This window comes from Paenibacillus sp. V4I5 (assembly GCF_030817255.1).
Taxonomy (GTDB): domain Bacteria; phylum Bacillota; class Bacilli; order Paenibacillales; family NBRC-103111; genus Paenibacillus_E.
This window is the reverse complement of record NZ_JAUSZB010000002.1, coordinates 7,897,515-7,922,757: the sequence shown is the minus strand read 5'-3', so window position 1 is coordinate 7,922,757 and position 25,243 is coordinate 7,897,515. Positions and strand designations below refer to the sequence as shown.

Sequence of the window (25,243 nt, the reverse complement as noted above, 5' to 3'; positions counted from 1 at the left end):
AACAAGCAAAAAGGTGAACCGCCTGTTACTCAGCGGCTCACCTTTTTTTCATTGGGAAGAGATTGTTTGCTTGCGATGAACACTTTGAATAGCTCACTCATTTGATCACTTAGAAGCAACTGCCTGATTGAGCGATTTCGCTTAGACACTTCACTGAAAGGATTCGGATCAAAGTGGTCTTGAAGCCTTTGCAATATCCCTTGCTCCACCAGAAACTCCCTTTGCGTCTGAAGTTTGCAGTGAGTAAAGCCACCCTGCCTTGCAGCTATTTGACAAGAACTAAAGTTAACATGAGATGTCACATCCTGCTCACCCTGGTGGATGAATGGGTCATCCTGAGCTTGATGCTTGCGATAGCACATTAATGTTCCATTATACCGGTGAGAAGCAAATAGTTCTTCTGCTGTATCGCCATAATCAATGATTATGCAGCTCCCGCTACGGATCCGTTCAGCTACACGTGAGACCCAACTCTCAGCTTCAAGGTTTATCTCCCCTATTTGACCATCCAACCATTGAACTTCGGAACGTTCTAGGAAGTCTAATATATGTTGGGAGCTGATAGGAAGCCAAATTTCCCGAAAAGTCTGTTCCTCCTCTTGCCATTCCACATAGGACTCTTGGAAAAGCAAGTCTTTATAGCGAATTCGGTGTACTGGGAAAGCATCCAGCAGTTCATTCGCAAGAACATAAACTTGATCTTGCGGCGACTGACCCAACCATTCTGTTTCACTTGTAAAGTGAATAACTTGGGCATGCTCTTCAAGCAATGATCGCTGTTTCTGACGATGATAAGCACTAGATTCAATGATTGTATAGGTTAAACGAGCATATACGGCGGGTTCAACTCGCATTATTTCGCCCATGATGTGAAGGGCCATACGCCCGTTGCCCCCTCCCCATTCAACGATATGAACGGGTTTAGTAGGAGGACTTTCATTATTCAGCTGCTTACAAATAAATGATGCCACCATTTCCCCCATCACCGAACCAATAGAGGAACTTGTATAGAAATCTCCTTGCTTACCGATTTTTGGCCTCTCATTTCGATAGTAGCCATACGGTTCGCTGTATAGACAAATTTCCATATAATCTCTGAATGTGATCGCTTGAAATTCTGCTGACTGAATGGACTCTTTTAAGGCTGTCACAACACTTGGGTGTCCGAGCTGATGATTCAATGAAGAACCCTCCAATTCTTTACTTAAAGACAAAACATAAGGAAACCATTATAATGAAGAAGGATTTATGGAAGGAGAGATAGAAAAGCATGTCAAAGAAGTGGATTACCTTAACAGCGGTAACGGCGATCAGCCTAATATCGTTGACAGCTTGTACAGACAACACGAAGGTCAAAGAAGCACTTGAACAATCACTAAACAAACAAAAAGAAATGAAATCTTACACCTTCGATGGGAGCACAACATTAGCCATAAGCGATGGATTGATGAAATCGTCCAACCCTTTAACTAACGGGTTGTTATCTTTGGTCAGAGAAAGCACAATCGATTGGAAGGGCATTAGCAATGTGGAGCCGCTCCAGTTCCAGACGGACTTGAAAATAACGCCTAAGGGCTCTACATCCCCTTTTGAGATTCCAATTCTCATTAAAGATAGCAAATTGTATTTTAATATGCCAGCATTAAATAAAACAGCTGACGAGTATTATGCAATCGATTTACAAAAATTAAGTCAGAACAGTACTAGTCCATTAACCGTAGACACCTTGAAAAATACTTCTCAATTGTCAACGACACTTGGTAATCTTATATTTAGCGGGATTGATCCAAAATGGTATAAAGAAGCCAAGGAACCAGTTAAGCTAAAAGACGGATCTTCTGCCAAATCCATTAGCGTTGAACTTACCAGTAAAAATGAAAAAGAATTGAATACGCTGCTGCAAACAAAGCTTCCAGAGTTTATTGGGTACTTACAAAACAATGGATTCCTTACAGCCGATAAAGCCGAACAATTCAAAAAAAATCAAGCAAATCTCTTGCAGCTCAAAGCTCCGGGTAAAATGGTTGTGGCCATAGATGACACTGGCTTTATTCGCGACCAAACGATTGATGTTGGCTTCACCATAACCGTTGACGGCAAAGCGCAGGATAACCATATCCAGTTTCATCAAACGTATGACGCTATCAATCAAGCTTCTCCATTAACGAAAGAATTGCCGAAAAACGTTAAAAGCTTCGATGAAATCCTTAAATTAATTACACCGGCAAAAAAATAGATGTAAGGCAAAATACTTATCTCTTCCCCAGAGGTAAGTATTTTTTTGTGCTTCATTTAATAGAAATATGATAATCTGTTCTTAGGGGGAGAATTCGTTCAATGACATATAAATTCGTAGCTATGATATTGTCCATTCTATTACTTACTCAAATAACACTACCACTTCAAACAATTTCAGCTGAAGAAAAGCCCCCTACACAAGACGAGGCGAAGGATCTCGTCCAAAAAGGGCTTACCATTTTCGAAATTGACAAAGAAGTTGGCCGATTAAATGAACAAGATGCAAGCATCGTTGCTCAAATCAAACAAAATGAACAAGATATCATCAAGCAGAACAGCAATGTTGAAAACACCCGAAAACATGCCGGTAAAGTGCTGAGAGCTTATTATACAGGGGATCGAGATTCGATCTGGATGCTGCTGTTTACCGTTAGTTCCTTTACGGATGCATTGCGAATGTTCGAGTATCTGCAAATGATTATTAATAATGATCATCGCGCCTTATCCGCTTTCACCGAATCGTTTAAAAAATTGAAAAGCCTGCGAACCGTACTTGATTCTTCTCGCGTCGAGCTCCAGAAAACGAAAGAGAAATTCCTCACACAGCGTGAGAGACTCGTAAAGCTTCAAGAAGAGCTGGACAAACAACTAGCCGTCAGTGCACAAGCACAAGTCATAGAAGCCCAAATAAAAAGCTTAAATGACCAATGGAAGCAAGAAGGCATCCCTTTATTCCGCGAGTACTTGAATAGTTTATCATCAGCCTTCCGAGAGCTGCCACAGTATGTAACGAAAGAAAATAAATTCATGGACTTATCTTCTATCAAAAATCCAGTCATAACGATTAGTGATACGGATTTCAATGCTTACCTTCATTCAAAAAATGAACTCTTACAGAATTTGAATTTTGAATTTGCCGATGGGTCGATCATTGCAAAAGGTAAAAAAGATCATGTACAAATCACGTTGAAAGGAATGTTTTTGTTGAAGGAACATCCCGACATGAATGAAGTCCGCTTTGTTGTGGATAAACTTGAATTCAATGGCTTCCAACTGCCTGATACCACAATTGAAGACTTTATGAAAGAATTCCAGCTTGGTTTCATCCCGAAAAAAATTGTCAATTATCTCGATGTCGTTAGTGTAGAGACGAAGAATGGCATCGCAGTTGTAAAACTCAAATTATCCCTGTAAAGTAGCAGAGGATAACGAAGTAAAGTGAGGACTACGAATGGAACCAAAAATCGGTCTGATGATGGATCTGCCCGAAGGAAAAATACCTGGATTTTATGCGCAAATCGTTAAAGCTCTAGCAGGTAAAGTTGAATTATTTGATCGCGACAAAGAAATGCTTATTGTCAGCAATAAAGAACAACAGCTTGCTGCACTCGATGTTATGGCTCATTTCAATATCGAGACGAACCTCATGGAGCTTCGGCTGCTGCCGGATGACGCTGAATTGACTGATCTATTCAGCGATTATGGCTTTACAAGCCGCGCAGAACACAATTATTTATACAATAAGCTTGTCGTACAATTCCGATTTACGGCAGATAGTCCTCAAGCTGAAATCGACCAAGCAGCCCTTCAGATCGAAGAGCACCTCCTCGCACAGTACCAGGCTCAGGATCACACTGTGTACGTCGTGGATCGACAGCTCGAAGAGCTCATGCAGGGAATTGCCAAAGCTTATCGATGCCGCATCGAGATGCTGCCTTAAAACACGCAAAGAAGCCCACAACCCCTTATCGGTGGTGTGGGCTTCTTGCATTATTCAGAGCAGATCGGCTGCTAATTGCGCTAGATGCGAGCGTTCACCACGCTCAAGAGTGATATGTCCACTAATACCTTCCTGCTTGAAGCGTTCAACCACATAAGTTAATCCATTACTCGATGCATCGAGATAAGGATGATCAATTTGATCTGGATCGCCAAGAAGAACTATTTTACTGCCCTCTCCTACGCGGGAAACGATCGTTTTCACCTCATGCTTGGATAAGTTCTGCGCTTCATCAATAATAATGAATTGGCCGGGAATCGAGCGTCCTCGAATGTACGTCAGAGCTTCCACTTGAATACTACCGAGACCTGCTAGTATTTTTTCAATGTCCCCTGGTTTTTTGGTATCAAACAGATATTCCAAATTATCATAGATCGGCTGCATCCAGGGACGCAGCTTTTCATCTTTTTCACCAGGCAGATAACCAATATCCTTGCCCATTGGAACAACAGGTCGAGCAATTAGCAATTTTTTATATTTACGATCATCCTCAATCTTCATAAGGCCCGCAGCTAACGTCAGCAGCGTCTTACCTGTACCCGCTTTCCCAGTAAGGGTGACGAGCGGGATGTCGTCATTGAGCAGGAGCTCAAGAGCCATTCGTTGCTGCGCGTTACGCGCGGCAATCCCCCAGATGGGATCGTTACTCATGTAGAGCGGCTCCAGCTTTTTGGCATCGGGCGTCACTTTCAATAAAGCTGATTTGGAAGAACCTAACTCATCCCGTAAAATAACAAATTCGTGAGGATGCAGCATATAGCCCAAATTAAGCGATGTCACAGTCAAGAAACGGTAAGAATAAAACTCATCGATGATAGAAGGATGTACGTATAACGTTATATATCCTGTGTACATATCCGTTTGTGCAACAATGCGATCAGTTAAATAATCCTGTGCAGGTATACCGAGGACATCTGCTTTAATACGAACTAATGTATCTTTACTCACGATTACGACAGGTCTCGGATATTCATTAGCCTGCTCTTCTAGATGATAGTTGAGCGCGACCGCGAGAATTCGGTTATCATTCGTTAATTCTGCAAATGTATCCTGCAGCTTCGCGAAGCTGCGATGATTGAGTTCCACTTTAATGCTGCCGCCACGATCGAGCGTGATGCCATCGGACAAATTGCCTTTGGTTCTTAGTCCATCCAGCAATCTCGAAACATGTCTCGCATTACGGCCTATTTCGTCCGCATTTCGTTTCTTAGAATCGATTTCCTCCAACACCACGGCGGGTATGACTACTTCATTATCTTCGAACGCGAATAAAGCATTAGGGTCCTGAAGCAGAACATTGGTATCCAACACGTAAATTTTTTTCATTGGTGTGTCCCCTCCCAGATTTGGCGTTAGATCATTGGTTATATTAAATACATACAACCTAGCTGTGCCGGACAAACTAAACGCGAGATTTAGGAAAGAAAGGAACGATTCAAGTGAGACTATTGTGCGTAGTTATAGTATTTCTGACCCTCGCGGTTGGCTGTAGTCAAGCGCCGAAAAGTGGTGCCCCCTCTCAAGATCCGAATCAAAATCAAGTAAAAGTTCAACAAATCGCCCCACAAAAGCTCGAGATAAAAGATTCAAAGGCTGTTGCAGAACGTTTGGAAAACTTAGCCACCAGTATCCCTCAGGTTGAAAGCGCGCACTGCGTCGTCTTCGGTGATACCGCCGTTGTCGGTATCAACATTAAGAAGGATTTGGATCGCGCAAAAGTCGGCACCGTTAAGTATTCGGTAGCTGAAGCGCTCAAGAAAGATCCATACGGAGTTAACGCCATTGTTACAGCAGATTTGGACTTAGATCAACGCTTGCGCAACATTCGGGATAACATCCAAGCAGGAAGACCGATTACCGGATTCGCTGAGCAAATGGCAGATATCATGGGCCGTGTAATGCCTCAGCTGCCGCGTGATATTCGCAATATGCCAGATAATGCAGGACCTAAGGACGCGAATCAGGCGGGAAATCCAAACCCGTAATCCACTGAAGATAACAAAAAGCCTGACTGCATACGCAGATCTAGGCTTTTTTTATCGCATCAAAAACTCGGCCGACTGGATTTACAGTGACTCGGCTTGCACAAGTTTTCTCATATTCAGGCTCGGTCATCATTTGGGCGCGATCCATCCATTGCTTCGGTAAAGCTGTGTTGTGTTCAGCCATATCGCTTGCGCCTCCTACTAGGTGGTTGAAAACGCTCCTTACACTTACAGTATATCATAGCCGGTGGCAAGCGTTCCACCCTTATGTATCTATTTTCGATTCATGCGAACACTCCTTTTTCAACCAGATATACCTTAGTGTACGTCGGTTTAAAAAAGTTATGTCGTCAAACATGAACGTCTATTGATTATTGTAAATCGGATTCGAATTAATATCATTAAGCAGCTTTTCCGCCGATTCACGATCAAAGCTTTGTCTGCTCTTGACATTTTCTTGTTCATAGGCGATGTGAATTTTCATCCGATCTGATTCGTCCACAATTTCCACATGACTGACTCCATGATCTTCATGCAATATAAGCGCAAAAAAATCAAGCGTCTCTTTGGCCGCTTCGTCATCCGGTCTTGCTTGACTTACAATATACATTTGCAGCCAATTAAAAAAGGCGTCTTGCAGTTTCATTTTAACGCCCGTCCTCTCTAAGTAAAATAACATCGCAGCCTAATTCCAGCCAACGAAGCCATTGATTTTTCCAAATGATTTGTTGTGCATCTAAAGTGCTATCATCCAACGATGACACCAAATCCAAAGCTTCCTCTCGCTTCAGGAGACGATCTAGAAAGGCTTCTGCACAATGGGATAAATGAAAAGGATCACCATCAAATACAACGTCATCAGAATGCGTTAAATCAAGTTCTACGAGCTCTGAACCACATATCTCTTCATCGTCGCTTAACAGCAGACTAGCTTTAAACATAGATAGCAACCTGGGGTGTCTCCCATTCGCCATTTCACGGAAAGCTTCCAGCTTCGTGAGTGGAGAGCAGTCCAAGCGATCAGCCCCCAACACCAGAGGAGAGTAGCCTGTAATCGGAGTTAACCAGTATCGAGTCATTCGCCCCTCCTAAGAGTTATACTTTATCAAAACTATCATCGTAAGCATATTCTGAGTTTTAGCAAAAAGATCAATTGAAAAGCATTAAGTTGGTCTATTGCCGCTTCTTTTCTCGATGAAATACCGAATACGAACAAGAAACATTAACGATATGGCAACAGCCAGACAGAGCACAATAGGTAGTCCTACAATTTGAAAAACAAGCAGCATAACCGATCCAATGGCCAGAAGCACATAAATGACAGCTGTCTTAAGAACCGGCAATTTACGTGTCCGGAAAACTTTGTTATACACATAAGACATGAATATAAAGATTAACAAGTAAGTGATGTACAGGTGATTTCCAAACCACTCGTTCAAGGCAGTCAACACATACACTCCATTTCATTCAAAAAGTAAATTCAACTACCATTATCCCTCAAAATTACAAATAAATAAAGGGAAATGCGGCATTGTTGCCCACATTTCCCATATTTCGAACACTTTGTGAATTACACGTTAGCTTCAGCCGTTTTGCGGTGTTTCTCAGCACGCTCGCGCTCGCTTTTGTTCAAAATCTTTTTGCGAATACGAACGGATTTCGGTGTAATTTCACAATATTCATCATCGTTCAAATACTCAAGCGCTTGCTCCAAAGAGTACATACGAGGAGTTTTCATTTTTACAGTTTCTTCTTTGTTCGCGGAACGGATGTTGTTTACCGCTTTTTCCTTACAGATGTTAACGATGATATCATTGTCGCGCGTATGCTCACCAACGACCATGCCTTCGTAAACTTCCGTTTGTGGATGAACGAACAAGATACCGCGATCTTCTACGGAAAGGATTCCGTATAATGTAGATACACCAGATTCGCTGGAAACAAGTACGCCTTCATGACGTCCGCCAACACCAGCTCCTTGGTATGGACCATAGCTGTCAAAAGCATGGTTCATAATACCGTAACCGCGAGTTAACGTTAAGAAGTTTGTTCTGTAACCGATCAAACCACGTGCAGGGATTAAGAACTCAAGACGAACGTTACCGCTGCCGTTGTTGATCATGTTGACCATCTCCGCTTTACGGGAACCCAAGCTCTCCATAACGGAACCCATGCTGTCTTCTGGAACGTCGATGATTAGACGCTCGATCGGCTCCATTTTTTGACCGTCGATTTGACGAATGATAACTTCTGGTTTGGAAACTTGCAATTCAAAACCTTCACGGCGCATGTTTTCAATCAAAATACCTAAGTGAAGCTCACCGCGGCCAGATACGACGAAAGCATCCGGGCTATCTGTATCTTCAACGCGCAAACTTACGTCTGTTTCAAGCTCTTTGTAAAGACGCTCGCGAATTTTACGGGAAGTTACCCATTTCCCTTCGCGCCCTGCGAATGGTGAGTTATTTACGATAAATGTCATTTGCAGCGTTGGCTCATCAATTTTCAAGACTGGCAATGCTTCCGGATTCGCAGGATCTGCTACCGTTTCACCAATATTGATATCTTTGATCCCTGCAATGGCAATAATGTCCCCTGCAGCTGCTTCTTCGATCTCGATACGTTTCAAGCCTGTGAAACCGAAAAGTTTCTCGATTCTAGCTTGCTTCTGACCGCCTTCGCGCGTCATAACAGCAACAGTTTGACCTTGACGAATTTTACCACGGTTCACACGGCCTACGCCGATACGACCCAAATACTCATTGTAATCCATCAATGTAACAAGGAACTGAAGCGGTTGATCCACATCTTCCGTTGGAGCTGGAATGTGACTAACAATCGTCTCATAAATAGCTTCCATGTTGTCATCTTGTTTCTCAGCATCAAGACTTGATGTACCTTGTAGTGCGGAAGCATATACAACGTGGAAATCAAGCTGCTCATCCGTAGCGCCTAGTTCAATGAAAAGGTCAAGAACTTCGTCTACAACTTCTTGCGGACGCGCGTTCGGGCGGTCAATTTTGTTAACAACAACAACTGGAGAAAGGTTGCTTTCTAATGCTTTACGTAGAACGAACTTCGTTTGCGGCATGGTGCCTTCGAAAGCATCAACAACCAGCAAAACGCCGTCTACCATTTTCATGATACGCTCTACTTCACCACCGAAATCGGCATGTCCAGGTGTATCCACGATGTTAATCAAGTAATCTTTATAATTAATTGCTGTATTTTTTGCAAGAATGGTAATACCGCGTTCTCTCTCGAGATCGTTGGAGTCCATCGCTCTCTCTTGAATAGCCTCGTTCTCGCGGAATGTTCCGGATTGTTGAAGTAATTTATCTACGAGTGTCGTTTTACCGTGGTCAACGTGTGCGATAATTGCAATATTGCGAATCTTGTCTCTTGCGTGCATGAATGTCAAACCCTCTCTACCCTATAATTTTCGTCTCTGTTCATAAAACAAGCGTCGGACGAAAGCGCCGACGCTTGACATTTACACTTATTATACGCAGTTTCTCGACATTATGCAAGGTAAATGCCGATCTACATAAAACTTTTACAAATAAATGCCTGAAATTACCACGCATTTCGCTTGCGGAAAATCATGACAAGTCCAGCTACTACAAGAATCAAAGCGATTACATAGATCCCTAAATGGATTAGTAGAGTTAACCCGAAACATACAGCAGAAATGATTCCCAGCACCATAGCGCCTATCAAAACACCGCGATCACTTCCACGATCGAACAAGTGCATCTCATACAATCCGATGGCTACACCAAGAATGAATCCCGGCCACAAATAGCTCATTGAACCCCAACCAAATATATTGCAGTAAAAGAACATGATTGCGTAAGTCGTTAATATACCTCCAGGTACAAGAACGCCTGCGGGCAGTGATCGATTAAAGAAGAATACGTGGAACAGCAGCCCAGGAATGAGTAAAACTAGCGGCCAGAAGAACGAAAGAAGAACATGGAAAAAACCTAATTTACCTAGAAGCAATAGGGCGGCCAGGCCAATTAACAGGATACCAATGGAGTAGCTATTTCTAGCCATTCAAATCCCCTCCTAATTCACTTGTCACTAAGGGATCAACTTCGACACCCTTCAACAAATAGTTTATCGTACCTGGCGAGAAATTGCTAGGTGCTTGGCGCTATTTGCGGCCTCGCCGTTTGGCTTCGAGCAAACGGCTCATGCTGTCCGGCGGCGCACTACTCGGCGCCGGGGGTACGGGCTCTGGAGCAGCTTCGCGCTGCTCCAAGGTAGGCCGCGGCGGTGCAGCCACGGCTGGTGATGGAGCGCTGCCTACGGCAAAGCGCTCGGACTTGCGCTGCAGCTTGTGCTCCGCAAGCTGCTTGCGCTCGCGGAGACGCGCCAGCGGTGTCTCCGCCTGTTCTGGCGGGCCCGCAGAAGCGGCCCGCCTCCACGCGAACGCCCGGGCCCACAGGCCGGGCGGCAGCGCCACGCGCCGCGCTGCGATGTCCATCAGCAGCAGCGCGAGCGCCGCCATCAGCAGGTACTCGCTGATGGGGGTCAATCGCTTCTGCGCGGCAGAAGCGAAGGCGAAAGCTTCCTCCGGATGCTCTAACGAGAGCATCCGGCCGCCTGTAAGCTCAGCAAGCTGTTGGAGCTTACTGAGGCCCTGTCCGTCCGTGATCCGATATTCCATAGAATAAGGAATCACGAAGCCGGAAGTCGAGCTGCCGATGACCCGCTTCTCGGCCCCCTCTTCGCTGCCGGCTGCGAGCAGTTCTGTCTTGGCGATATAAACGCCTGACTTATCCACAGATAGCTGTGCTGAATATTCACCAGGTGCTGTGGACGTAAAATGGATCTCTTGCGAGCCGAGAGATTCATCCGTAACGATAGCTCGAAGTTCCCCTTGTTCACCAAGAGAACCATCAAGTGTGATATGTCCACTTTTGGCTTCTAAGGTCATCTCACGACCTGCCAAATGCCCGTTGAGCTCCAGCGGAGACGATTCAAATTGCGGAAACGTCCACTTTATCATGCCAGTAAGCACTTGTGAAAAGGCTGGCCATGTTACCCAGTTCGCCGACCACGCTCCTGTCACATCACCTTTCCATGCGACAGAGCGCCCAGAACCATACTGCCATCTCGCTAGAATAGGATCAGGTTCCGGGCTTGTGAGTACCACTTCAGCAGCCTCTTTAGGGGTTGTGGCAATATATCCGTTTAGCGAAGGCAGTCCTTGCCCCAAAAAGCTATGCCAGTCTGTCCCTCCTGCTAAAGCTGGAACGAAAGGCTGGTTAACCACATACGTACGTGATATCAGAACCGCTTCTCGGCTAAAAATCGCCGGGATTGTGGTCTGATCCACAGCCGCGTAATACCTCCCCTTCGCCAAATCAGCTAGCTGCTTCAGCAGCGATTGATCCGCATCTGTTCCGATGGCAACAGTGGACATCGTGATATTCTCTTTTTGCATATCGGCGGTCAACGCTTCATAGCTCTGAGTCGTGGAGGATTGTCCGTCAGTCAACAAAATAATATGTTTACGCTGAGCTTCCACTTTGGAAAGCTTGGCGAATGCTTCCGCTACGGCTGTATAAATCTCCGTTCCGCCATCAGCGGGTATCGCATTAATCTTCTGGATGACGCCTGATTTATCACTTAGCTTCTGCGGTTCTACATACCAATGTGGGGAAGAATCGAATCCAAGTACCCCAAGCGTATCTTTTTCCCTCAGTAAGTCGACTGTCCGCGAAGCGGCTTCCTGAGCCAGCTTCATTTTTTCACCTGACATACTGCCCGATTTATCCATAACAAGAACAATCCCGAGTGAAGGTATCTCCCGCTTCCCGCGTAGGTCCATATAAACAGGAAGAGCACGCTCGATCGGCGTTTTGAAATAACCTCCCAATCCATAGCTGTTATCTCCCCCAAGCATAACCAACCCTACGCTGTAATCTCGGACAGCCTGCTCCATCATTTCCATTTTCAATTGTGGAATTTGAGTGGCGGCAACATTGTTTAAAATGATACTTTCATAACGGGTATACGTTACAAAATCATTGGAAAGCAGCTCAGGTTCTATCGTTTCAAACGGGATAAGTGCGGACTGCAGTGCTCCCTCCACATTTTTGGAGATACCTGCTTTCCCTTCTACAATCAGTACTTTCGGAGGACCTTCTACTTGACTGAATGCATAATGTGCATTATTGGCCGACTGCTCGTCCCCTTCCAAATATACTTCCGCTCGATACCGATGAAAACCTGGTTCCTTTGCAAGCGATTGAAAGGCGAATCTGTTCTCCCCTTTATTCAGTTGAACCGACCCAGCTGTCATTTCTCGATTGTCCTCAAAAACACGTAATTGAGCCACCCCAGTGCTTGTAGACCGGATGACTACCTCCAACGTATATGCTTCTGCTTGATACAATTTATCTGGAACACGAACCGCTTCAATGGAGGCGTCTTTTCGCTCTTTGGCAGCGAGAGGGACCACATCTACTTGGATACCGCGGTCACGCAGCAGTTTACCTTGTCGCAATACGTCACCCACATTTTCTTCACCATCCGACATTAAAATAATACGGCCGGATTTTCCGTTCGTAAGCAATCCAGAAGCAAGCTGTAAGCCCGAGGCTATATCTGAAAATTGGGTGTTCGTTTGGGCTGTAAACTGAAATCCGTTCATCTCTCTGGCATCCAGCGACTTCTCTACGGAAGCTTTAAGGGCCATCGAAACGACTCCCGCCTCGTCCTTCTCGGAAGAACGTGCTTTGACAGCTTCGCGAATCCACTCAGCTTCCTTCATTTCTTCTTTCACACTATCAGATCGATCGATCGTGAATACGATGCTTTTATGATTTACCCTTGTATACAGTTGGGTTTCCGCAAGCGCGAGGATTAGAAGAAAGAAGACAGAGGTTCGCAGAGAAACAACAAGCTTCTTTCGCCCGCCTTGTAGACGGTGTAAGCTTTTCCATAGCCAGACCACATAAAAAGGAAGAAGTAGAATCAGCAGCAAGGCGGGCAAAAATTCAAACTGAATACCCACGGCGATACACCTCCCATTCCAGTACTAGCAGCACAAGCAAGATCACGATAAGCCAAGGAATTAACATCGTATTCCCTAGTAAGATATCTTTACTGCGATCTACACCGACATCGACTTCACTACCTGGTTTGAAGACCAGCTTGTTTTCCACTTTCCTATTCACATTGGATTCCCTGGCATCCATTACAACTTCAAGTAGACGAGTTTGTACGATATGTCCACCTGTATTGTATTCAACAAATTCATATAGACCCGGAAATTTAGGCGCAGTCTGCATACTGGATAGCGCGTCTCCATTCCGTTCTGCCTCTTCCTCTTTACCAACTTCCATGGTTGTTTTCCAGATCGCTTTCGTCGCTTCCGGATGAAGAACAATTTCTTTTCGATCCCCTGCTGTAATACGACCTAGATTGCCACCATGGTGCTGGGTCAGCCAAGCAACAGCATTTTGAACGAGAATGGGGAACTCCGAACGCAGTGCAAGATCCGATTGCTCAAGCGAGAACGTAAATGCCAGATTTGGTATGCCTTCTTCTGTACCTGCTAGAAGAAGTGGTACGGACGCTGACGAAATGATGGCCTTCTCCCATGGCTTTAGCGCTCTAGTCTGAGCCATAACAACGTTCACGTCCGACAGATGAATGTAACGCGTGATGGGGTGATCCATTATCGAAAAAGGTGATGCTGAAATGGTTTGTTGAGGCTCTAAGTCAGTTTTTGCAGAAGAAGCAAACCGCCAAACTGGTTTTGATGTAAGTAGTCGCTGCCAGTCATCTGATTGTAAAGCTGATTCGGTCACACCATCTACAATAATTAGGTCAGGAGTTAGCCCCAAGGGCGGTGGATAGGTTCCGTCATTGCTTTTTTGTATACGAAGAATATCCGTCTTTGCCAAAGTAAGTGCTTTTTCTAAGAAAAGGTTGCCTTCGCCTACATAAGCTGCTTGGACGCGACCAGTCCCTTCAGGAAAGGCGTAAGCTGTATTATCAGCTTCCAATACATCTTTTCCTTCAAGCTGCAACTTGTACACATCAGCCCGAGTCAGCTTATCTGCGTAGATTGACTTTTGCTCGCCTCCCTTAAGGTTTAGGGAATCCGTTCGAACTGCTTGCGAATCCGCGTAAAGCGTTGCTTTGACAGAAACATTCGTAGCCCCCCAATTTTGCAATACGGCAACAGCCTTAAATTCCGCTGCATCCTGAACTTCTTTAACACCGAATTGAGTAATCGCCACATTCACAGGTTGATTGGTGACATCGTCATCTGCTCGTCTCTGAATCTCAGGTTCCTGAATGCTGACTGGGATTGAAAAGATAATCCCTTCGGCATTATCGACCCATTGGTTATCCGTATAAATACGTACTTCCCCATCGAATTCTTCCCTCGTTAGAGCAGAGGCTAGAGACAAGGCTTCCTGTACATTCGTTTTGCCGTAAAAGGGAGCAACTTTATTCAAAGCGGCTTGTAGTGAGGACAGATTTGATTCACGTTGTAGAAGCAATTCTGGTTGATCTTTCATGACTAAAAGCGAGTAGCTACGATTCTGGGCTTCCTCGCGTGCGTAAGTTAAGATACTTTGCTTCGCTTCTTCTAACCTTGTTCCTCGTTCCGTTGATGTTTGCATACTCGCTGAAGCATCTAATACGAAAAAAATATGTGATTTCGCAGTTTGCTGGCCACGGATAATCGGCTGCATCAAGGCAAGTACCAGTAATGACGCTGCAAGCAGCTGAAGCAGGAGTAATAATTGTCGGCTTAGACGCTGCCATGGCCGATTGGCCTCCTGCTCACGAAGAACACGCCGCCAAAGCATATGGCTGGATACTTCTGTATCGATATAACGGCATTTTAACAAATAAAGCACCAGGATAAAGGGGATTGAAAGCGAGAACCATAACCCGCTTAACGATGCGAATTGCATAAGCACTCACCTTTCCAAGAGCGAAGGACATCGCTTTATCTTGCGTTCAAATTCCTTAGCATGGGCATACTACTACGCGTGCAACCCGTATTCCCCCTGTCAAACAGGTTTGCTTATGGATAACTTGGGAGGTAACATGGAATCGTTATTCGTCGATGAAAAGAAAAGAAAACCGCTTTGGACCAAAGCTTTTCTAATTACATCTCTATCCAACTTACTGCTTTTCTTTAGTTTTCAAATGCTCATACCAACAATACCTACACATGTGTCGCAATTAGGCGGAAATGATATTCATGTCGGTCTCGTCATTGGCATTTTCACGATTTCTTCACTGCTTACCCGCCCTTTTGCTGGTCGAGCACTAGATTTGTTTGGAAGAAAACATGTGCTTCTGGTTGGACTCGCGATCTGTGCGCTAACCATTGCCGGGTACTCTTATATGGCTGTTGTTACGCTTATTCTTGCTGCACGCTTTGTTCATGGTATCGGTTGGGGTATGTCCACAACCTCCTTAGGCACTGTTATAGCCGACATCATCCCGGCTGAGCGCCGTGGAGAAGGTATGGGTTATTACGGGTTGTCCAACACGTTCGCCATGGCACTCGCACCGCTTACAGGCCTATGGTTGATGCAAACCTATGGTTTCCCCCGCGTACTTTTAATCTCGACCCTATTAGCACTACTTTCTTTGTTTAGTTCTCTTTTTATTACCTATACCAAGCCGATGCCTGTGAGAAAACCTCTATCGAGGCCATCCAAAGATGAGCGACCGCGTTTAGAGGTAGATTTTATCGCCAATAAGAAAGCGGTTTTCGGGAACCGAAAACTTATATCTTATGTGGACGAAAAGTCGGCTCAAAGGCCGAAGCTTATGGATCGTTTATGGGAACGAACCGCGATGCTTCCCTCCGTTTTATTGCTATGTACAGCAATTTGCTATGGAGGAATTGTGACCTTTATTACGCTGTTCGGCCACGAAGCCGGCATTTCAAATGTCGGTTGGTTTTTCCTATGCAATGCCTCCATGGTGCTTATTGTTAGACCTATAACCGGTATGCTGTTTGATCGAAAAGGACCCGAATGGGTGCTCCTGCCCGGCGCTCTCTTTACCCTTGCTGGTCTCCTGCTTCTTTCTTATGCTCACTCAGAGGCCAGTTTGGCCGCAGCAGCGATATGCTATGGCATAGGCTTCGGATCCTTGCAGCCGGCGCTGCAGGCTTGGACCATTGCACGTGCTGCTCCGAATCGCCGCGGTGCAGCCAACGGTACCTTCTTCTCGGCCAATGACCTCGGCATTGGGTTAGGAGCGATGGTTTTGGGAGCTCTCGCTAACCTAAGCGGGAGTTATGCGTTGATGTACCGTTACTCGACTGTACTTATTCTTGTTTTCATCCTTATTTATGGATGGTGCTTTTGGCAAGCTCGACGAGGCGTTCAGGTGGCACAGCACTAACATGATTATCGTCATCTGACGTTGACTAAGATAGTTCTGAAACGGGAGTAAACATATTACGTCAACGAATCAATCCGCTGCGACGAAGCTCACCAAGTAGAAAATCACCTGGAGGAACATTGGTAACGGCTAGCAGATAAGTGATGCCGCGTTCATAACAAAATGCCCTTAGCGTTTGCGTATATTGCAAAGCAGCTTCTCTGTAGGCTTGCAGCACTTTACTGCTCATCGCTACTTCCCTGGCTGCTCCAGACTCACTGTCAATTAAGCGCAACTCCCCTGTAAGGTTTGGGTTAAGTTCCTCGGGGGCAAGGACTTGGACGGCAACCACTTCTTGCTTCGCAGCAAGCAAGTATTTTAACGATTCTTCAATGCCCTGCTCATACAAAAAATCTGAAAATAACCAAGTCATCCCCGCTTGCCGCGGTAAAATGGATGGATTTCGAAATACAGCCCCAATATCTCCGGTTCCCTCCGTTTGACAACTAGCCAAGAATTCAAAAAGCCTTAAAGAGCTGCCTTTTCCACGAAGTCGTTTCTGTTGCTTGGTCATCTGTGTTGTAAAAGCAGCCGCGCTTACACGGTCAAAACGGTTCAATGACATATAACCAACTCCTGCTGCCAATTGTCTTGCATACTCCCATTTGGAGAGCCGAAGGCTGGCTTCCCCCTCTCCTCTGCCAAAATCCATCGATTTGGATGCATCTAACCACAAATTGACCTGCAGCTCCTGTTCATCCATAAAAAGCTTGATAAACGGCTTACCCGTTCTACCAAAAGCATGCCAATCTAGCTGCCGTGTATCATCACCAGGCGTATATAAACGATAATCCGCAAACTCCATGGAAGTACCCATATCCCTTGATCGCCTTTTCCCCTGCATCGTCCCACGTATTCGGTTTTTTGCAGCTATACTCATTTGATCCAGCCGACGCATAAGCGTAGGGTCAAGTAAATTCGCTCCACTGCTCATGGTCTATTCTCCATCGAACTGATAATTGCTTGAATGATCTTATCTGGTGAAATCCCCATAGCTTGACCTTCAAAGTTCAGAAAAAGACGATGACGCAAGGCAGGAACAGCTACCACATTCAAATCATTTTTGGAAACATGAAAACGACCCGCTAGAAAAGCTCTCACTTTCGCTACCGCAATCATAGACTGAACGCCTCTGGGACCTGAGCCAAAACGAATATATTGTTTGACCTCTTCGGGCGCCGTCGCTTCTTCAGGATGCGTATTCATCAGCAGTTGAACCGCATAATCAAGTATGTCTTCAGCGACAAGAATTTCTTTCAACCCCAGTTGAATATCTCGTAAAAGAGCGCCATCCGCCACTTTCTCCGCTTGCTGCTGCTTCGCTGATGTTGTGCGCAGGACAATTTCTTTCAACTCGCTTTTAGTTGGATAGGTTACGTTAATTTTTAGAAGAAACCGATCAAGCTGTGCTTCCGGCAGCGGATAAGTACCTTCCTGCTCTAGCGGATTTTGCGTAGCTAAGACGAAAAAAGGAGAAGGCAGCTGGTAGGTTTCTGAACCAACGGTAACTGTTTTCTCCTGCATTGCTTCAAGGAGGGCACTCTGAGTCTTCGGTGTTGCGCGATTAATCTCATCAGCGAGCACAACATGGCCGAATAGAGGACCTTTTTGAAATTTATAGGACGTCTCGCCTTTCGTACCAAACTGAATGACATTCGTCCCCGTAATATCGGCCGGCATCAAATCAGGCGTAAATTGAATACGTGTAAAGCTAAGGTCTACGGTATCTGCGATCGTTTTTATGAGCATCGTTTTGCCGAGACCGGGAATTCCTTCAATGAGAGCATGTCCTCCTGCCATTATGCACCATAGCAACTGTTCCACAACCTCTTGCTGGCCAACGATGACACGACCGATCTGTTCCTTCATCTGGGTGACTGCTGATCCCCACGCATCTAATTTTTCTTTCGAATCGACCATCTATTACTGCTCCCCCTTCATCGTTCATTCCTCTTAACGCTGTGGTTGAATTTCAAGGAAATAGTCTCTTACTAAATTTTGCATATGCTGTGGAAGTTCGGAACGATTCAATGCACTGGAAGCCTCTGCCGCGTAATCAGCATAAACATCTTCATACGGCCGAGACGCTCCATCCAACGCCGGTGCTGAGCCGCCTTGGCTCACTTCTCCGCCACTGCCACGCGTTGGCCCGCCGTCGACGTACGTGCCGCCGGTGCCTGAGCGCTCGCGCGGTGTCGCCACGAGCCCTCGCGAGCCCGCTCCGGTGCCGCCCTGCGTGCCGCCTGTTCCACTGCCACCGCCCGCACCACCACCGGGGCTGCCGTTGCCGTTGCCGTTGCCATTACCACTTGCACCAGCGCCCGCGCCGCCTGCTCCTGCACTCCCTGTACCTCCGCTACCCGCACCCGCGCCTGCGCCTCCAGTTCCTGCACTGCCCGCACTGCCCGCAGCTGGCGACGTGCTCGGCGCAGCAGCGCCAGCCGCGGCAAGCTGCTCCGCTCGGCCGCCGGGCGCCCAAGCTTGCCCGGGCTGCGCGCCGCTCGCAGCAAGCTCGCGCGCATGCGGCAGCGCACCCGCGGCGAGGCTAGCCGCGGCCTCAGCAGCCTGCGCCTGCTGCTGCGCTAAAGCTTGCTGCGCGTTGCTCGCGGCAGCTAGCCCGGCTTGCAGCTTGGCCAGCGCAGCACCAGCGTCTTCGCCGCTTCGCAACGCGCTGGCGGCCTGTTGGAGCTGCTCGCGAAGCTGCTGCTCGTCTTCTGGCGACGCGGCCGCAGCGGAGGCCGCGAGGCGCTCCAGATCACTTGCGAGCTGCTGTTTCTGCTGCGGTGTCATCTTCTGCACCTGCTCGCCAAGCTTCGCTGCCTCGCGCTGAATACTCTCCGCGCTCTGCTGTTGGAGCGCTTTGCCTAATTCACGAAGCGCTTCCGTTCGCTGCATCGACTCCGCCCATTGCTCCGAGCGTTGTTTTTGTTTCTCCATATGCCCAATACTCGTTTCCATCTTCTTCAATGATTTTTCCAGTTCATCCAAAGCCTTGGCTGAAGTTGGCGTTTGACTTAATCTACGCTCCAGCTCTTTTAGATCCTCTGTCATCTGCTTTATGACTGGGAGTGGAGACGGCTTCGCTGCCAATTGCTTAACAAGTTCATTCACCTGTTTTTTCTGCGCTTCTACCCAGGCTTTATCTTTTACCGCATCACGTAGAATCGCATCTTTAGGATTAGTCAGAAGGAACAGCAAAACCAGTACAAACAACGCGCAGGCTCCGGGCAACCATCTATTTCTCGGAACCCTCATGGAAACAACCTTACTTAACTTTTCCTCTACAAAAAGATTCCCTTTCTCAAGGGCATCCTGCCTTTGAAGAGAAGCTACCAATGAAGTTTGATCCTGATGAATGAGAGCTGTTAATATCCGATCTTCCAACCCATGCTGATCAAGCAGTCTTGCCGCATCTACATCAGTAGGTCGACGAAACAACAACCAAATGATCCCAATCCCAATGATTGCTACCAAGCTGAGCAATGCGCCATAACGATACCCACTAATCAGGAAGAGGCGTCCACACACCATCCACATGCAAGCAAGCTCTATACCCATTGTCAAACTACGAATGAAATAGTCCAGTCCCTTTGCTTTTAACAACCGCATTCGTACAGGCTTTAGCAGCATATCTAATGTTGCAAATTTCAAGTGCTGACAGCTCCTCTCTGATCAGATCAGATCATTTTCAATGCATTTCTTCATCATTTCATTCTTATCAAATCCTATTTCTTCCGTTTCATAATCGGCCTTAAATACCTCACACTAAGCCAGATTAGGAAAATCAGGAGAACCGTGTAGCTGCCAACGAAAATATGCCACATTTGCAGCAGCTTATGCCCTTTAAACAATTCCTTGGCAAAATCAGGAACCATCAAACTTGCCAGGACAGCCATCGGGTTAAAACTCAGGAAATAACCAAGTATTTCCTCATTCATCCCTTGCCTTCCTAGATTACCGAAGAAAAGGCCAGCAAGAGCTGTAAACCCAAAAACAAAAAGTACAAAACCATAGGTCGCTATCACAGAGATAACCGTCTTCTTTAGAATTGTAGAGAAGAAAATCCCAACAGCACCAAAGAGAAGCATAACAAATACATAAAAAACAAATACAGAGAGAACTTGTTTTGGAGAGACGCCCCCATATAAGAAAACAATACTGTACAATGGCATCGTAGCCACTACCGTCAGCAACATGAAACTAAGGGAAGCAAACAGCTTACTGAGAATAATCGTCCCCGAACTCTGCTGTGTCGTAAGCAGCATGTTTAATGTCTGTTTTTCACGTTCTCCGCTTACAACCCCAGCTGTTAAACCAGGCGTCATAAAAGCGATCAAGACAAGCTGCGCTCCGCTTAGAAAGTAAAATAGTTCACTGCTTCTCGCTGCATTAAGCACCCCTGCCTGCTGGTTACTCATGTTTATATAAGCAAATCCAAGGGCAAACAGGCCAATGGCTATCAGATAAACCAGAATTGAGATCGGAGATCGAATCGTCCGCATGCGCAAGCGAAATTCTTTTTCCATGACAGGATTAATCCAAATTAACTTGCTGTTCATCGTGCGCTCCGCCTCCTTTCGTTATTTCCAGGAAGACATCTTCCAAATTCGTCAAAGCTTCACTAAACGAAAGCAGAGGAAAGCCTTTTTCAACCAATCGTACAAGTAACAGAGACTGGTCCTCGTCCGTCCCGCCAAAGTGAACGTGCAAACCTTTCTCGTCGTTAAACACCATAGTGACATGAGGCTGTTGTTCAAGGTAGGCCAATGCTTCTTCCGTCCTATTCACCATACGTACTTGAAGTACACGATTGGCTTTCATCCTGCTTTGAATCTCTGATACTTTCCCTTTTGCGATAAGCTTCCCATATTCGATAACACCGATTTCATCAACCATTTCAGCCAACTCCGGCAAAATATGTGATGATATAATGATGGTTTTACCCATCGCTTTGAGCTCTTTAAGTATTTCTCTCATTTCGATTCGAGCTCTAGGATCAAGTCCTGAGGCCGGTTCATCGAGAATCAGCACCTCCGGCTCATGCACCAAGCATCTAGCTAAGCATAGACGCTGTTTCATACCTCTAGACAATGAATCCACATAGAAGTCTGCTTTTTCCGATAAATTGACAAGGTCAAGGAGCTGCGGAATCAGCTTCAATCGTTCGGATCTAGGAATACCATAACTTGCGCCATAGAAATCCAAATACTCTGTAGCTTTGAAATTGTCATACACGCCAAAAAAATCCGGCATATACCCAATCAGCTTTCGAACCTCTTTCGGCTTCTCCGTAACATCATATCCACCAACCTTGGCTGTACCCGATGTCGGGTTTAAAAGAGTCGCAAGAATGGACATCGTTGTCGACTTACCCGCCCCATTAGGGCCTACAAAACCAAATACGGTTCCTTTATCGATTTGCATGGTCAAAGAATCAAGAGCCGTGAAGTTACCGTATTTCTTCGTTAGTTCCGTAGTCGTAATCATCGTTTCACCGATCCTTCCAGAGAAACTGCAGGAATTCGGAACATGGTATGATTTTGTACCGTGGTTACTTTCATGCGAATCGATTTCCCCTCTAGCAAGTATGGCTGCAGTTTGTCTCCCTCCCAGGATTGGAATGATTTTAAGGTGAATGGCTCCCAGGCCTTGGACTGTGAATTCCATAAATCCAAGGTTACATCGGGATTGGGATCGCCCGTCATTTCCATCGTTTGATAACTGGCACCCGCAATGAAAGGCAATTGATAATTGAGCGTAACATCTCCGCTGCCCATTTCCATGAAAGGACCATTTTGGATTTGAATGGCGCTCATTTTCAAATGATTATCGATCAATTCAGGTACCATCGTCGTGCTTGGAATTATTATTTTACCGTCAGGTGTCACATAATCAATCTTCATGTCCTGGGCTATAAGCGTTAACTGCTCAGCAGGTATACTGCCGTTTGAAGGTAGGTTTAAGGAAGTCTGTTCCATTAACCACCCGATAATCATCGGATCAAACCCTCCCGAAAACGTGGACTTGCGATGTAAATACGCACTTAACATGGAACGCTGATGCAAGCCCGTATCATACCCGTTATTCGTACTAGGATGTGGATAAGCAAGCTGCGCAACATCGGGACCGTTGGAGATTGCCAAACCATTCGCCGTATCAAAGCTGGCTGAAGCTCCGGCCTTTACGGAACCGATTTTGATAAACGATTGATTCACCAGCACGGCTACATCTGTCAAATCCTTTTTCGTATTGTTCGTTATTTGCCCTTTTGCTCCTTTGGCAGATAACTCCGAAATATTGTAGTCAAGCATCCCTAACTGAACTTGCTGCTCATCGTCCATTGCCAATTTGCTGATCGAAGAGTAAGGAATATCCTGTAATTCTACGATTGATGCTTCCTGCTCTTGTCTAATAATGAGTTCACTTCGATCATGAAGCTGTAAGCTAGGATACACTTCTCCTTGCATATAAGGAGATACGGCTGCTTTTCCAGGGAATTTAAACTCCATGCTGCCCCCCTTAGGTAAAAATACAGACAACGTGGACTGCTTTATCCCTGTGCCAGAGCCATTTAATGTAATCGTATTAAACGTTTGAGCCATTGTACTCCCACGATTGGACGCCCCAAATTGAAAGATTCCGATACTTGTCACGATAGCAGCAATTGGAATGACGAACCAAGCCCATTCCCTTCGATCTAGCCGACGTAAAATCATATAGAGTAAAGGTCCAACAACAATCGCATAAAGCAGTAAAACCAATGCCAGAATAGCCAATTTAGGCGGCTGCAAGGATGGGAAGTATTCTAATGCCCGGTCCAACTCATAGTAGGGATCATTGCCGTACTTTTGATTTATATTAGAGGCATTCGCAGTTTCTAATGGTCCAGACAGCATTTGCTCCCATAATCTAGCATTCCCGTTCCATGAGGCAAGTGGATTTAGAGATAAATCATACGCCACGTAGGTCACGAACCCGCTCCCATACGCACCTCTCGCATATATAGGAAACGCTCCTTCAGTAACAACCGATTCTGCTCCTTTAACAAGATTTGCTTGTGAAAGCGTAAACGGCTGTGTGAGGATCAGCTCCTTCTCCCCCAACTTCGCGAGCTCAGTAAGCTCTTTCACTGTCGTTGTACCTTGATATGTCACAGGAGAAGCTTCTACGAAAGGTGCAGCAGTCTTCGGATAGCCAGCACCGCCAGCTAACAGAAGGGTACCACCCCTTTTTGTCCATTGCAGGATGGCTTGTACTTGCTCCCCAGTCAGTGTATCCGAGGCAAAATCGTTCAAGGCAAGAACATCTAATCCATCTAAACCCAAAGCTTCACGCGGAATATCTGCTTGTTTGAGATGAAGAAGATTGAGCTTCTTGCCCGACTGGCCGAGCAGCGAAAGGAAGTTCAGTGTATCTATATCTCTGGCTAGAACGCCAACCTGCAAAGTCTCTTTAGGTAAATGGAAGGCTTCCAGATAGGTTTTGCCATCTAACGTTTTTTTCTTTCCGTTTTTTAGTGATTTTTCATAAAAGGCAATTGTATTATTGCTTTTTGTATACGCGTAACCAGGTATGAGCATGGTTACCATTTTCGTGCTGCCTTTTGGAAGCTCGATATGCTGTACATAGCTAAAATCCTTACTCCGATTCGGATTGGCTACCTGTATCACGAGATCGCCGGATAAATCTTCTCCTTGATTATGCAGTGTCATTGTAACAGGCGTCCAACGCCCCTGTTTGACATTTGAAGCTCCGAATCCAACTTCCGATTGAATCTCAATCATCGCTTCATCTGCACGAACTACGCCGGAAAATGGAACAAAAGCTTGGAAACATAAAGCAAGGATCGAACACACTAGAAAACAAGTGAGACGAAATGTACGTGTCTTAAACGAACTCAATTTCACGCTGTGAACTCCCTTCTATTCATAACCTACTTCATAACTAGACGACAGAATTGGAAGAAAGTTTCAAATTCTAACATAAAAAAACAAACCGCTTCGCTGATTACTTCAGCTTGGCGGTTTTCCATATCGTCTATTCATTTCTTGCCTTGAATTGCAGCAATCGTACCCATTTGAAGGTTAAGCCAATCGTAATAACAAGCGAAGCCGCTACAATAGGGATCCATACATGCAGCATTTCATAATCATGCAGCAGCCAATCAATCATTTTCTCATCTTTAACAAACATTTCTCCCGCTGTATATCCGAGAATGCCTGCACCCATAAATACGAGAATCGGAAATTTCTGCAGCAGTTCCATCACTAGCGTACTTCCCCATATAATGATGGGGATACTGAGCCCTATACCGAGAATGATGACTGTATTGTTCCCATTCCCTTTAGCTGCAATCGCAAGAACATTATCCAAACTCATAACGAAATCCGCTACAACAATCGTCCATATCGCTTTACCAAGCGTCGAGGCTTCTTTCACATTTGAATGACTGTCATCATCCGTAAGAAGTTTTATTGCAATCCAGAACAGCAGAAGGGACCCCACGGCTTGAATATATGGGATATCGAGCAGACTTACAGCAACTAAAGTCAAGATCAACCGCAAGGCAATTGCCCCGAAAGCTCCCCACCATATTGCAAGCTTACGCTGGGCAAGCGGCAAATTTTTGCTCGCCAATGCAATGACAACGGCATTATCACCGCTAAGCACAATATTGATCAACATAATTTGTAAAAACAAAATGAGCGCATCAATCATGCTTTACAACCTCCCAAGATGCATGGCAAGCAGGTGACGATATCTGCGATCATAGCGGCGAATAAGTTAGAAGCGGAGA

Annotated in this window: 22 protein-coding genes; 5 read left to right on the top strand and 17 right to left on the bottom strand. The window is 45.7% G+C overall.

The genetic code is table 11. The annotated features are described in order from the left end of the window. Positions 1 to 29: 29 nt before the first annotated feature. Complete coding sequence (locus tag QFZ78_RS37465; RefSeq protein WP_307555118.1) at positions 30 to 1,181, bottom strand: class I SAM-dependent methyltransferase; 1,152 nt, start codon at positions 1,179 to 1,181, stop codon at positions 30 to 32. An 89-nt stretch (positions 1,182 to 1,270) separates the two neighbouring features. Between QFZ78_RS37465 and QFZ78_RS37460 the strand changes: the two genes are divergently transcribed. The 3 genes from QFZ78_RS37460 to QFZ78_RS37450 all read left to right on the top strand — a co-directional run bounded on the left by QFZ78_RS37460 (position 1,271) and on the right by QFZ78_RS37450 (position 3,958). Next, complete coding sequence (locus QFZ78_RS37460) at positions 1,271 to 2,236, top strand: hypothetical protein (RefSeq protein WP_307555116.1); 966 nt, start codon at positions 1,271 to 1,273, stop codon at positions 2,234 to 2,236. Between the two features lie 101 nt (positions 2,237 to 2,337). Beyond that, positions 2,338 to 3,432, top strand: coding sequence for a coiled-coil domain-containing protein (locus QFZ78_RS37455; protein ID WP_307555115.1), 1,095 nt, complete (start codon positions 2,338 to 2,340; stop codon positions 3,430 to 3,432). A gap of 37 nt (positions 3,433 to 3,469) precedes the next feature. Beyond that, positions 3,470 to 3,958: a hypothetical protein gene (locus QFZ78_RS37450; RefSeq protein WP_307555111.1), complete on the top strand. Its 489-nt coding sequence runs from the start codon at positions 3,470 to 3,472 to the stop codon at positions 3,956 to 3,958. Between the two features lie 54 nt (positions 3,959 to 4,012). On the opposite strand, the gene QFZ78_RS37445 is transcribed toward QFZ78_RS37450, so the two are convergent. Continuing rightward, positions 4,013 to 5,344, bottom strand: coding sequence for a PhoH family protein (locus QFZ78_RS37445; protein ID WP_307555110.1), 1,332 nt, complete (start codon positions 5,342 to 5,344; stop codon positions 4,013 to 4,015). A 113-nt stretch (positions 5,345 to 5,457) separates the two neighbouring features. On the opposite strand from QFZ78_RS37445, the gene QFZ78_RS37440 reads away from it, so the two are divergent. Further along, positions 5,458 to 6,003 carry a YhcN/YlaJ family sporulation lipoprotein gene (locus tag QFZ78_RS37440; RefSeq protein WP_307555108.1) on the top strand — a complete coding sequence of 182 codons (546 nt, stop codon included), beginning with the start codon at positions 5,458 to 5,460 and terminating at the stop codon, positions 6,001 to 6,003. Positions 6,004 to 6,043: 40 nt separating this feature from the next. Here the strand turns inward: QFZ78_RS37440 and QFZ78_RS37435 are convergent, their stop codons facing one another. The 8 genes from QFZ78_RS37435 to QFZ78_RS37400 all read right to left on the bottom strand — a co-directional run bounded on the left by QFZ78_RS37435 (position 6,044) and on the right by QFZ78_RS37400 (position 14,954). Beyond that, complete coding sequence (locus QFZ78_RS37435) at positions 6,044 to 6,187, bottom strand: hypothetical protein (RefSeq protein WP_307555107.1); 144 nt, start codon at positions 6,185 to 6,187, stop codon at positions 6,044 to 6,046. 180 nt (positions 6,188 to 6,367) lie between these two features. Next, positions 6,368 to 6,649, bottom strand: a complete 282-nt coding sequence (locus QFZ78_RS37430; RefSeq protein WP_307555105.1) for a hypothetical protein — start codon at positions 6,647 to 6,649, stop codon at positions 6,368 to 6,370. A gap of 1 nt (position 6,650) precedes the next feature. After that, positions 6,651 to 7,082, bottom strand: a complete 432-nt coding sequence (locus tag QFZ78_RS37425) for a hypothetical protein (protein WP_307555103.1) — start codon at positions 7,080 to 7,082, stop codon at positions 6,651 to 6,653. A gap of 84 nt (positions 7,083 to 7,166) precedes the next feature. Next, positions 7,167 to 7,442 carry a YlaH-like family protein gene (locus tag QFZ78_RS37420; RefSeq protein WP_307556102.1) on the bottom strand — a complete coding sequence of 92 codons (276 nt, stop codon included), beginning with the start codon at positions 7,440 to 7,442 and terminating at the stop codon, positions 7,167 to 7,169. Between the two features lie 131 nt (positions 7,443 to 7,573). Further along, positions 7,574 to 9,415, bottom strand: coding sequence for a translational GTPase TypA (gene typA / locus QFZ78_RS37415; protein WP_307555101.1), 1,842 nt, complete (start codon positions 9,413 to 9,415; stop codon positions 7,574 to 7,576). Positions 9,416 to 9,579: 164 nt separating this feature from the next. Continuing rightward, entirely contained in the window at positions 9,580 to 10,062 is a 483-nt protein-coding gene (locus QFZ78_RS37410; RefSeq protein ID WP_307555100.1) for a hypothetical protein, read from the bottom strand. A 100-nt stretch (positions 10,063 to 10,162) separates the two neighbouring features. Continuing rightward, a complete protein-coding gene (locus QFZ78_RS37405) occupies positions 10,163 to 13,033 on the bottom strand; it encodes a VWA domain-containing protein (protein WP_307555098.1) in 2,871 nt (956 codons plus the stop codon). After that, a complete protein-coding gene (locus QFZ78_RS37400; protein WP_307555095.1) occupies positions 13,017 to 14,954 on the bottom strand; it encodes a vWA domain-containing protein in 1,938 nt (645 codons plus the stop codon). Before QFZ78_RS37400 ends, QFZ78_RS37405 begins: the two co-directional genes overlap by 17 nt. A gap of 136 nt (positions 14,955 to 15,090) precedes the next feature. Here QFZ78_RS37400 and QFZ78_RS37395 point away from each other — a divergent pair, with 136 nt between their 5' ends. Continuing rightward, positions 15,091 to 16,407: an MFS transporter gene (locus QFZ78_RS37395; protein WP_307555093.1), complete on the top strand. Its 1,317-nt coding sequence runs from the start codon at positions 15,091 to 15,093 to the stop codon at positions 16,405 to 16,407. A 61-nt stretch (positions 16,408 to 16,468) separates the two neighbouring features. Here QFZ78_RS37395 and QFZ78_RS37390 read toward each other — a convergent pair whose 3' ends face one another. The 7 genes from QFZ78_RS37390 to QFZ78_RS37360 all read right to left on the bottom strand — a co-directional run bounded on the left by QFZ78_RS37390 (position 16,469) and on the right by QFZ78_RS37360 (position 25,164). After that, a complete protein-coding gene (locus tag QFZ78_RS37390) occupies positions 16,469 to 17,380 on the bottom strand; it encodes a DUF58 domain-containing protein (protein ID WP_307555091.1) in 912 nt (303 codons plus the stop codon). Next, positions 17,377 to 18,366 (bottom strand): AAA family ATPase, encoded by a 990-nt coding sequence (locus QFZ78_RS37385; RefSeq protein ID WP_307555089.1) that lies wholly within the window; start codon positions 18,364 to 18,366, stop codon positions 17,377 to 17,379. Before QFZ78_RS37385 ends, QFZ78_RS37390 begins: the two co-directional genes overlap by 4 nt. 33 nt (positions 18,367 to 18,399) lie before the next feature. Beyond that, the gene (locus tag QFZ78_RS37380; RefSeq protein WP_307555087.1) at positions 18,400 to 20,097 is read right to left on the bottom strand and encodes a coiled-coil domain-containing protein; all 1,698 of its coding nucleotides are present in this window, start codon (positions 20,095 to 20,097) and stop codon (positions 18,400 to 18,402) included. 74 nt (positions 20,098 to 20,171) lie between these two features. Next, entirely contained in the window at positions 20,172 to 21,005 is an 834-nt protein-coding gene (locus QFZ78_RS37375; protein WP_307555085.1) for an ABC transporter permease, read from the bottom strand. After that, a complete protein-coding gene (locus QFZ78_RS37370; RefSeq protein ID WP_307555083.1) occupies positions 20,980 to 21,933 on the bottom strand; it encodes an ABC transporter ATP-binding protein in 954 nt (317 codons plus the stop codon). The genes QFZ78_RS37375 and QFZ78_RS37370 overlap by 26 nt, the downstream gene beginning before the upstream one ends. Then, entirely contained in the window at positions 21,930 to 24,353 is a 2,424-nt protein-coding gene (locus QFZ78_RS37365; RefSeq protein ID WP_307555081.1) for a hypothetical protein, read from the bottom strand. The genes QFZ78_RS37370 and QFZ78_RS37365 overlap by 4 nt, the downstream gene beginning before the upstream one ends. A 130-nt stretch (positions 24,354 to 24,483) precedes the next feature. Continuing rightward, entirely contained in the window at positions 24,484 to 25,164 is a 681-nt protein-coding gene (locus tag QFZ78_RS37360) for a TerC family protein (protein WP_307555079.1), read from the bottom strand. Positions 25,165 to 25,243: the final 79 nt, after the last annotated feature.

Coding starts and splice junctions, on each gene's coding strand:
- QFZ78_RS37460 (WP_307555116.1), top strand. CDS start 1,271: ATGTCAAAGAAGTGGATTACCTTAACAGCGGTAACGGCGATCAGCCTA.
- QFZ78_RS37455 (WP_307555115.1), top strand. CDS start 2,338: ATGACATATAAATTCGTAGCTATGATATTGTCCATTCTATTACTTACT.
- QFZ78_RS37450 (WP_307555111.1), top strand. CDS start 3,470: ATGGAACCAAAAATCGGTCTGATGATGGATCTGCCCGAAGGAAAAATA.
- QFZ78_RS37445 (WP_307555110.1), bottom strand. CDS start 5,344: ATGAAAAAAATTTACGTGTTGGATACCAATGTTCTGCTTCAGGACCCT.
- QFZ78_RS37435 (WP_307555107.1), bottom strand. CDS start 6,187: ATGGCTGAACACAACACAGCTTTACCGAAGCAATGGATGGATCGCGCC.
- QFZ78_RS37430 (WP_307555105.1), bottom strand. CDS start 6,649: ATGAAACTGCAAGACGCCTTTTTTAATTGGCTGCAAATGTATATTGTA.
- QFZ78_RS37425 (WP_307555103.1), bottom strand. CDS start 7,082: ATGACTCGATACTGGTTAACTCCGATTACAGGCTACTCTCCTCTGGTG.
- typA (WP_307555101.1), bottom strand. CDS start 9,415: ATGCACGCAAGAGACAAGATTCGCAATATTGCAATTATCGCACACGTT.
- QFZ78_RS37410 (WP_307555100.1), bottom strand. CDS start 10,062: ATGGCTAGAAATAGCTACTCCATTGGTATCCTGTTAATTGGCCTGGCC.
- QFZ78_RS37400 (WP_307555095.1), bottom strand. CDS start 14,954: ATGCAATTCGCATCGTTAAGCGGGTTATGGTTCTCGCTTTCAATCCCC.
- QFZ78_RS37395 (WP_307555093.1), top strand. CDS start 15,091: ATGGAATCGTTATTCGTCGATGAAAAGAAAAGAAAACCGCTTTGGACC.
- QFZ78_RS37390 (WP_307555091.1), bottom strand. CDS start 17,380: ATGAGCAGTGGAGCGAATTTACTTGACCCTACGCTTATGCGTCGGCTG.
- QFZ78_RS37385 (WP_307555089.1), bottom strand. CDS start 18,366: ATGGTCGATTCGAAAGAAAAATTAGATGCGTGGGGATCAGCAGTCACC.
- QFZ78_RS37375 (WP_307555085.1), bottom strand. CDS start 21,005: ATGAACAGCAAGTTAATTTGGATTAATCCTGTCATGGAAAAAGAATTT.
- QFZ78_RS37370 (WP_307555083.1), bottom strand. CDS start 21,933: ATGATTACGACTACGGAACTAACGAAGAAATACGGTAACTTCACGGCT.
- QFZ78_RS37360 (WP_307555079.1), bottom strand. CDS start 25,164: ATGATTGATGCGCTCATTTTGTTTTTACAAATTATGTTGATCAATATT.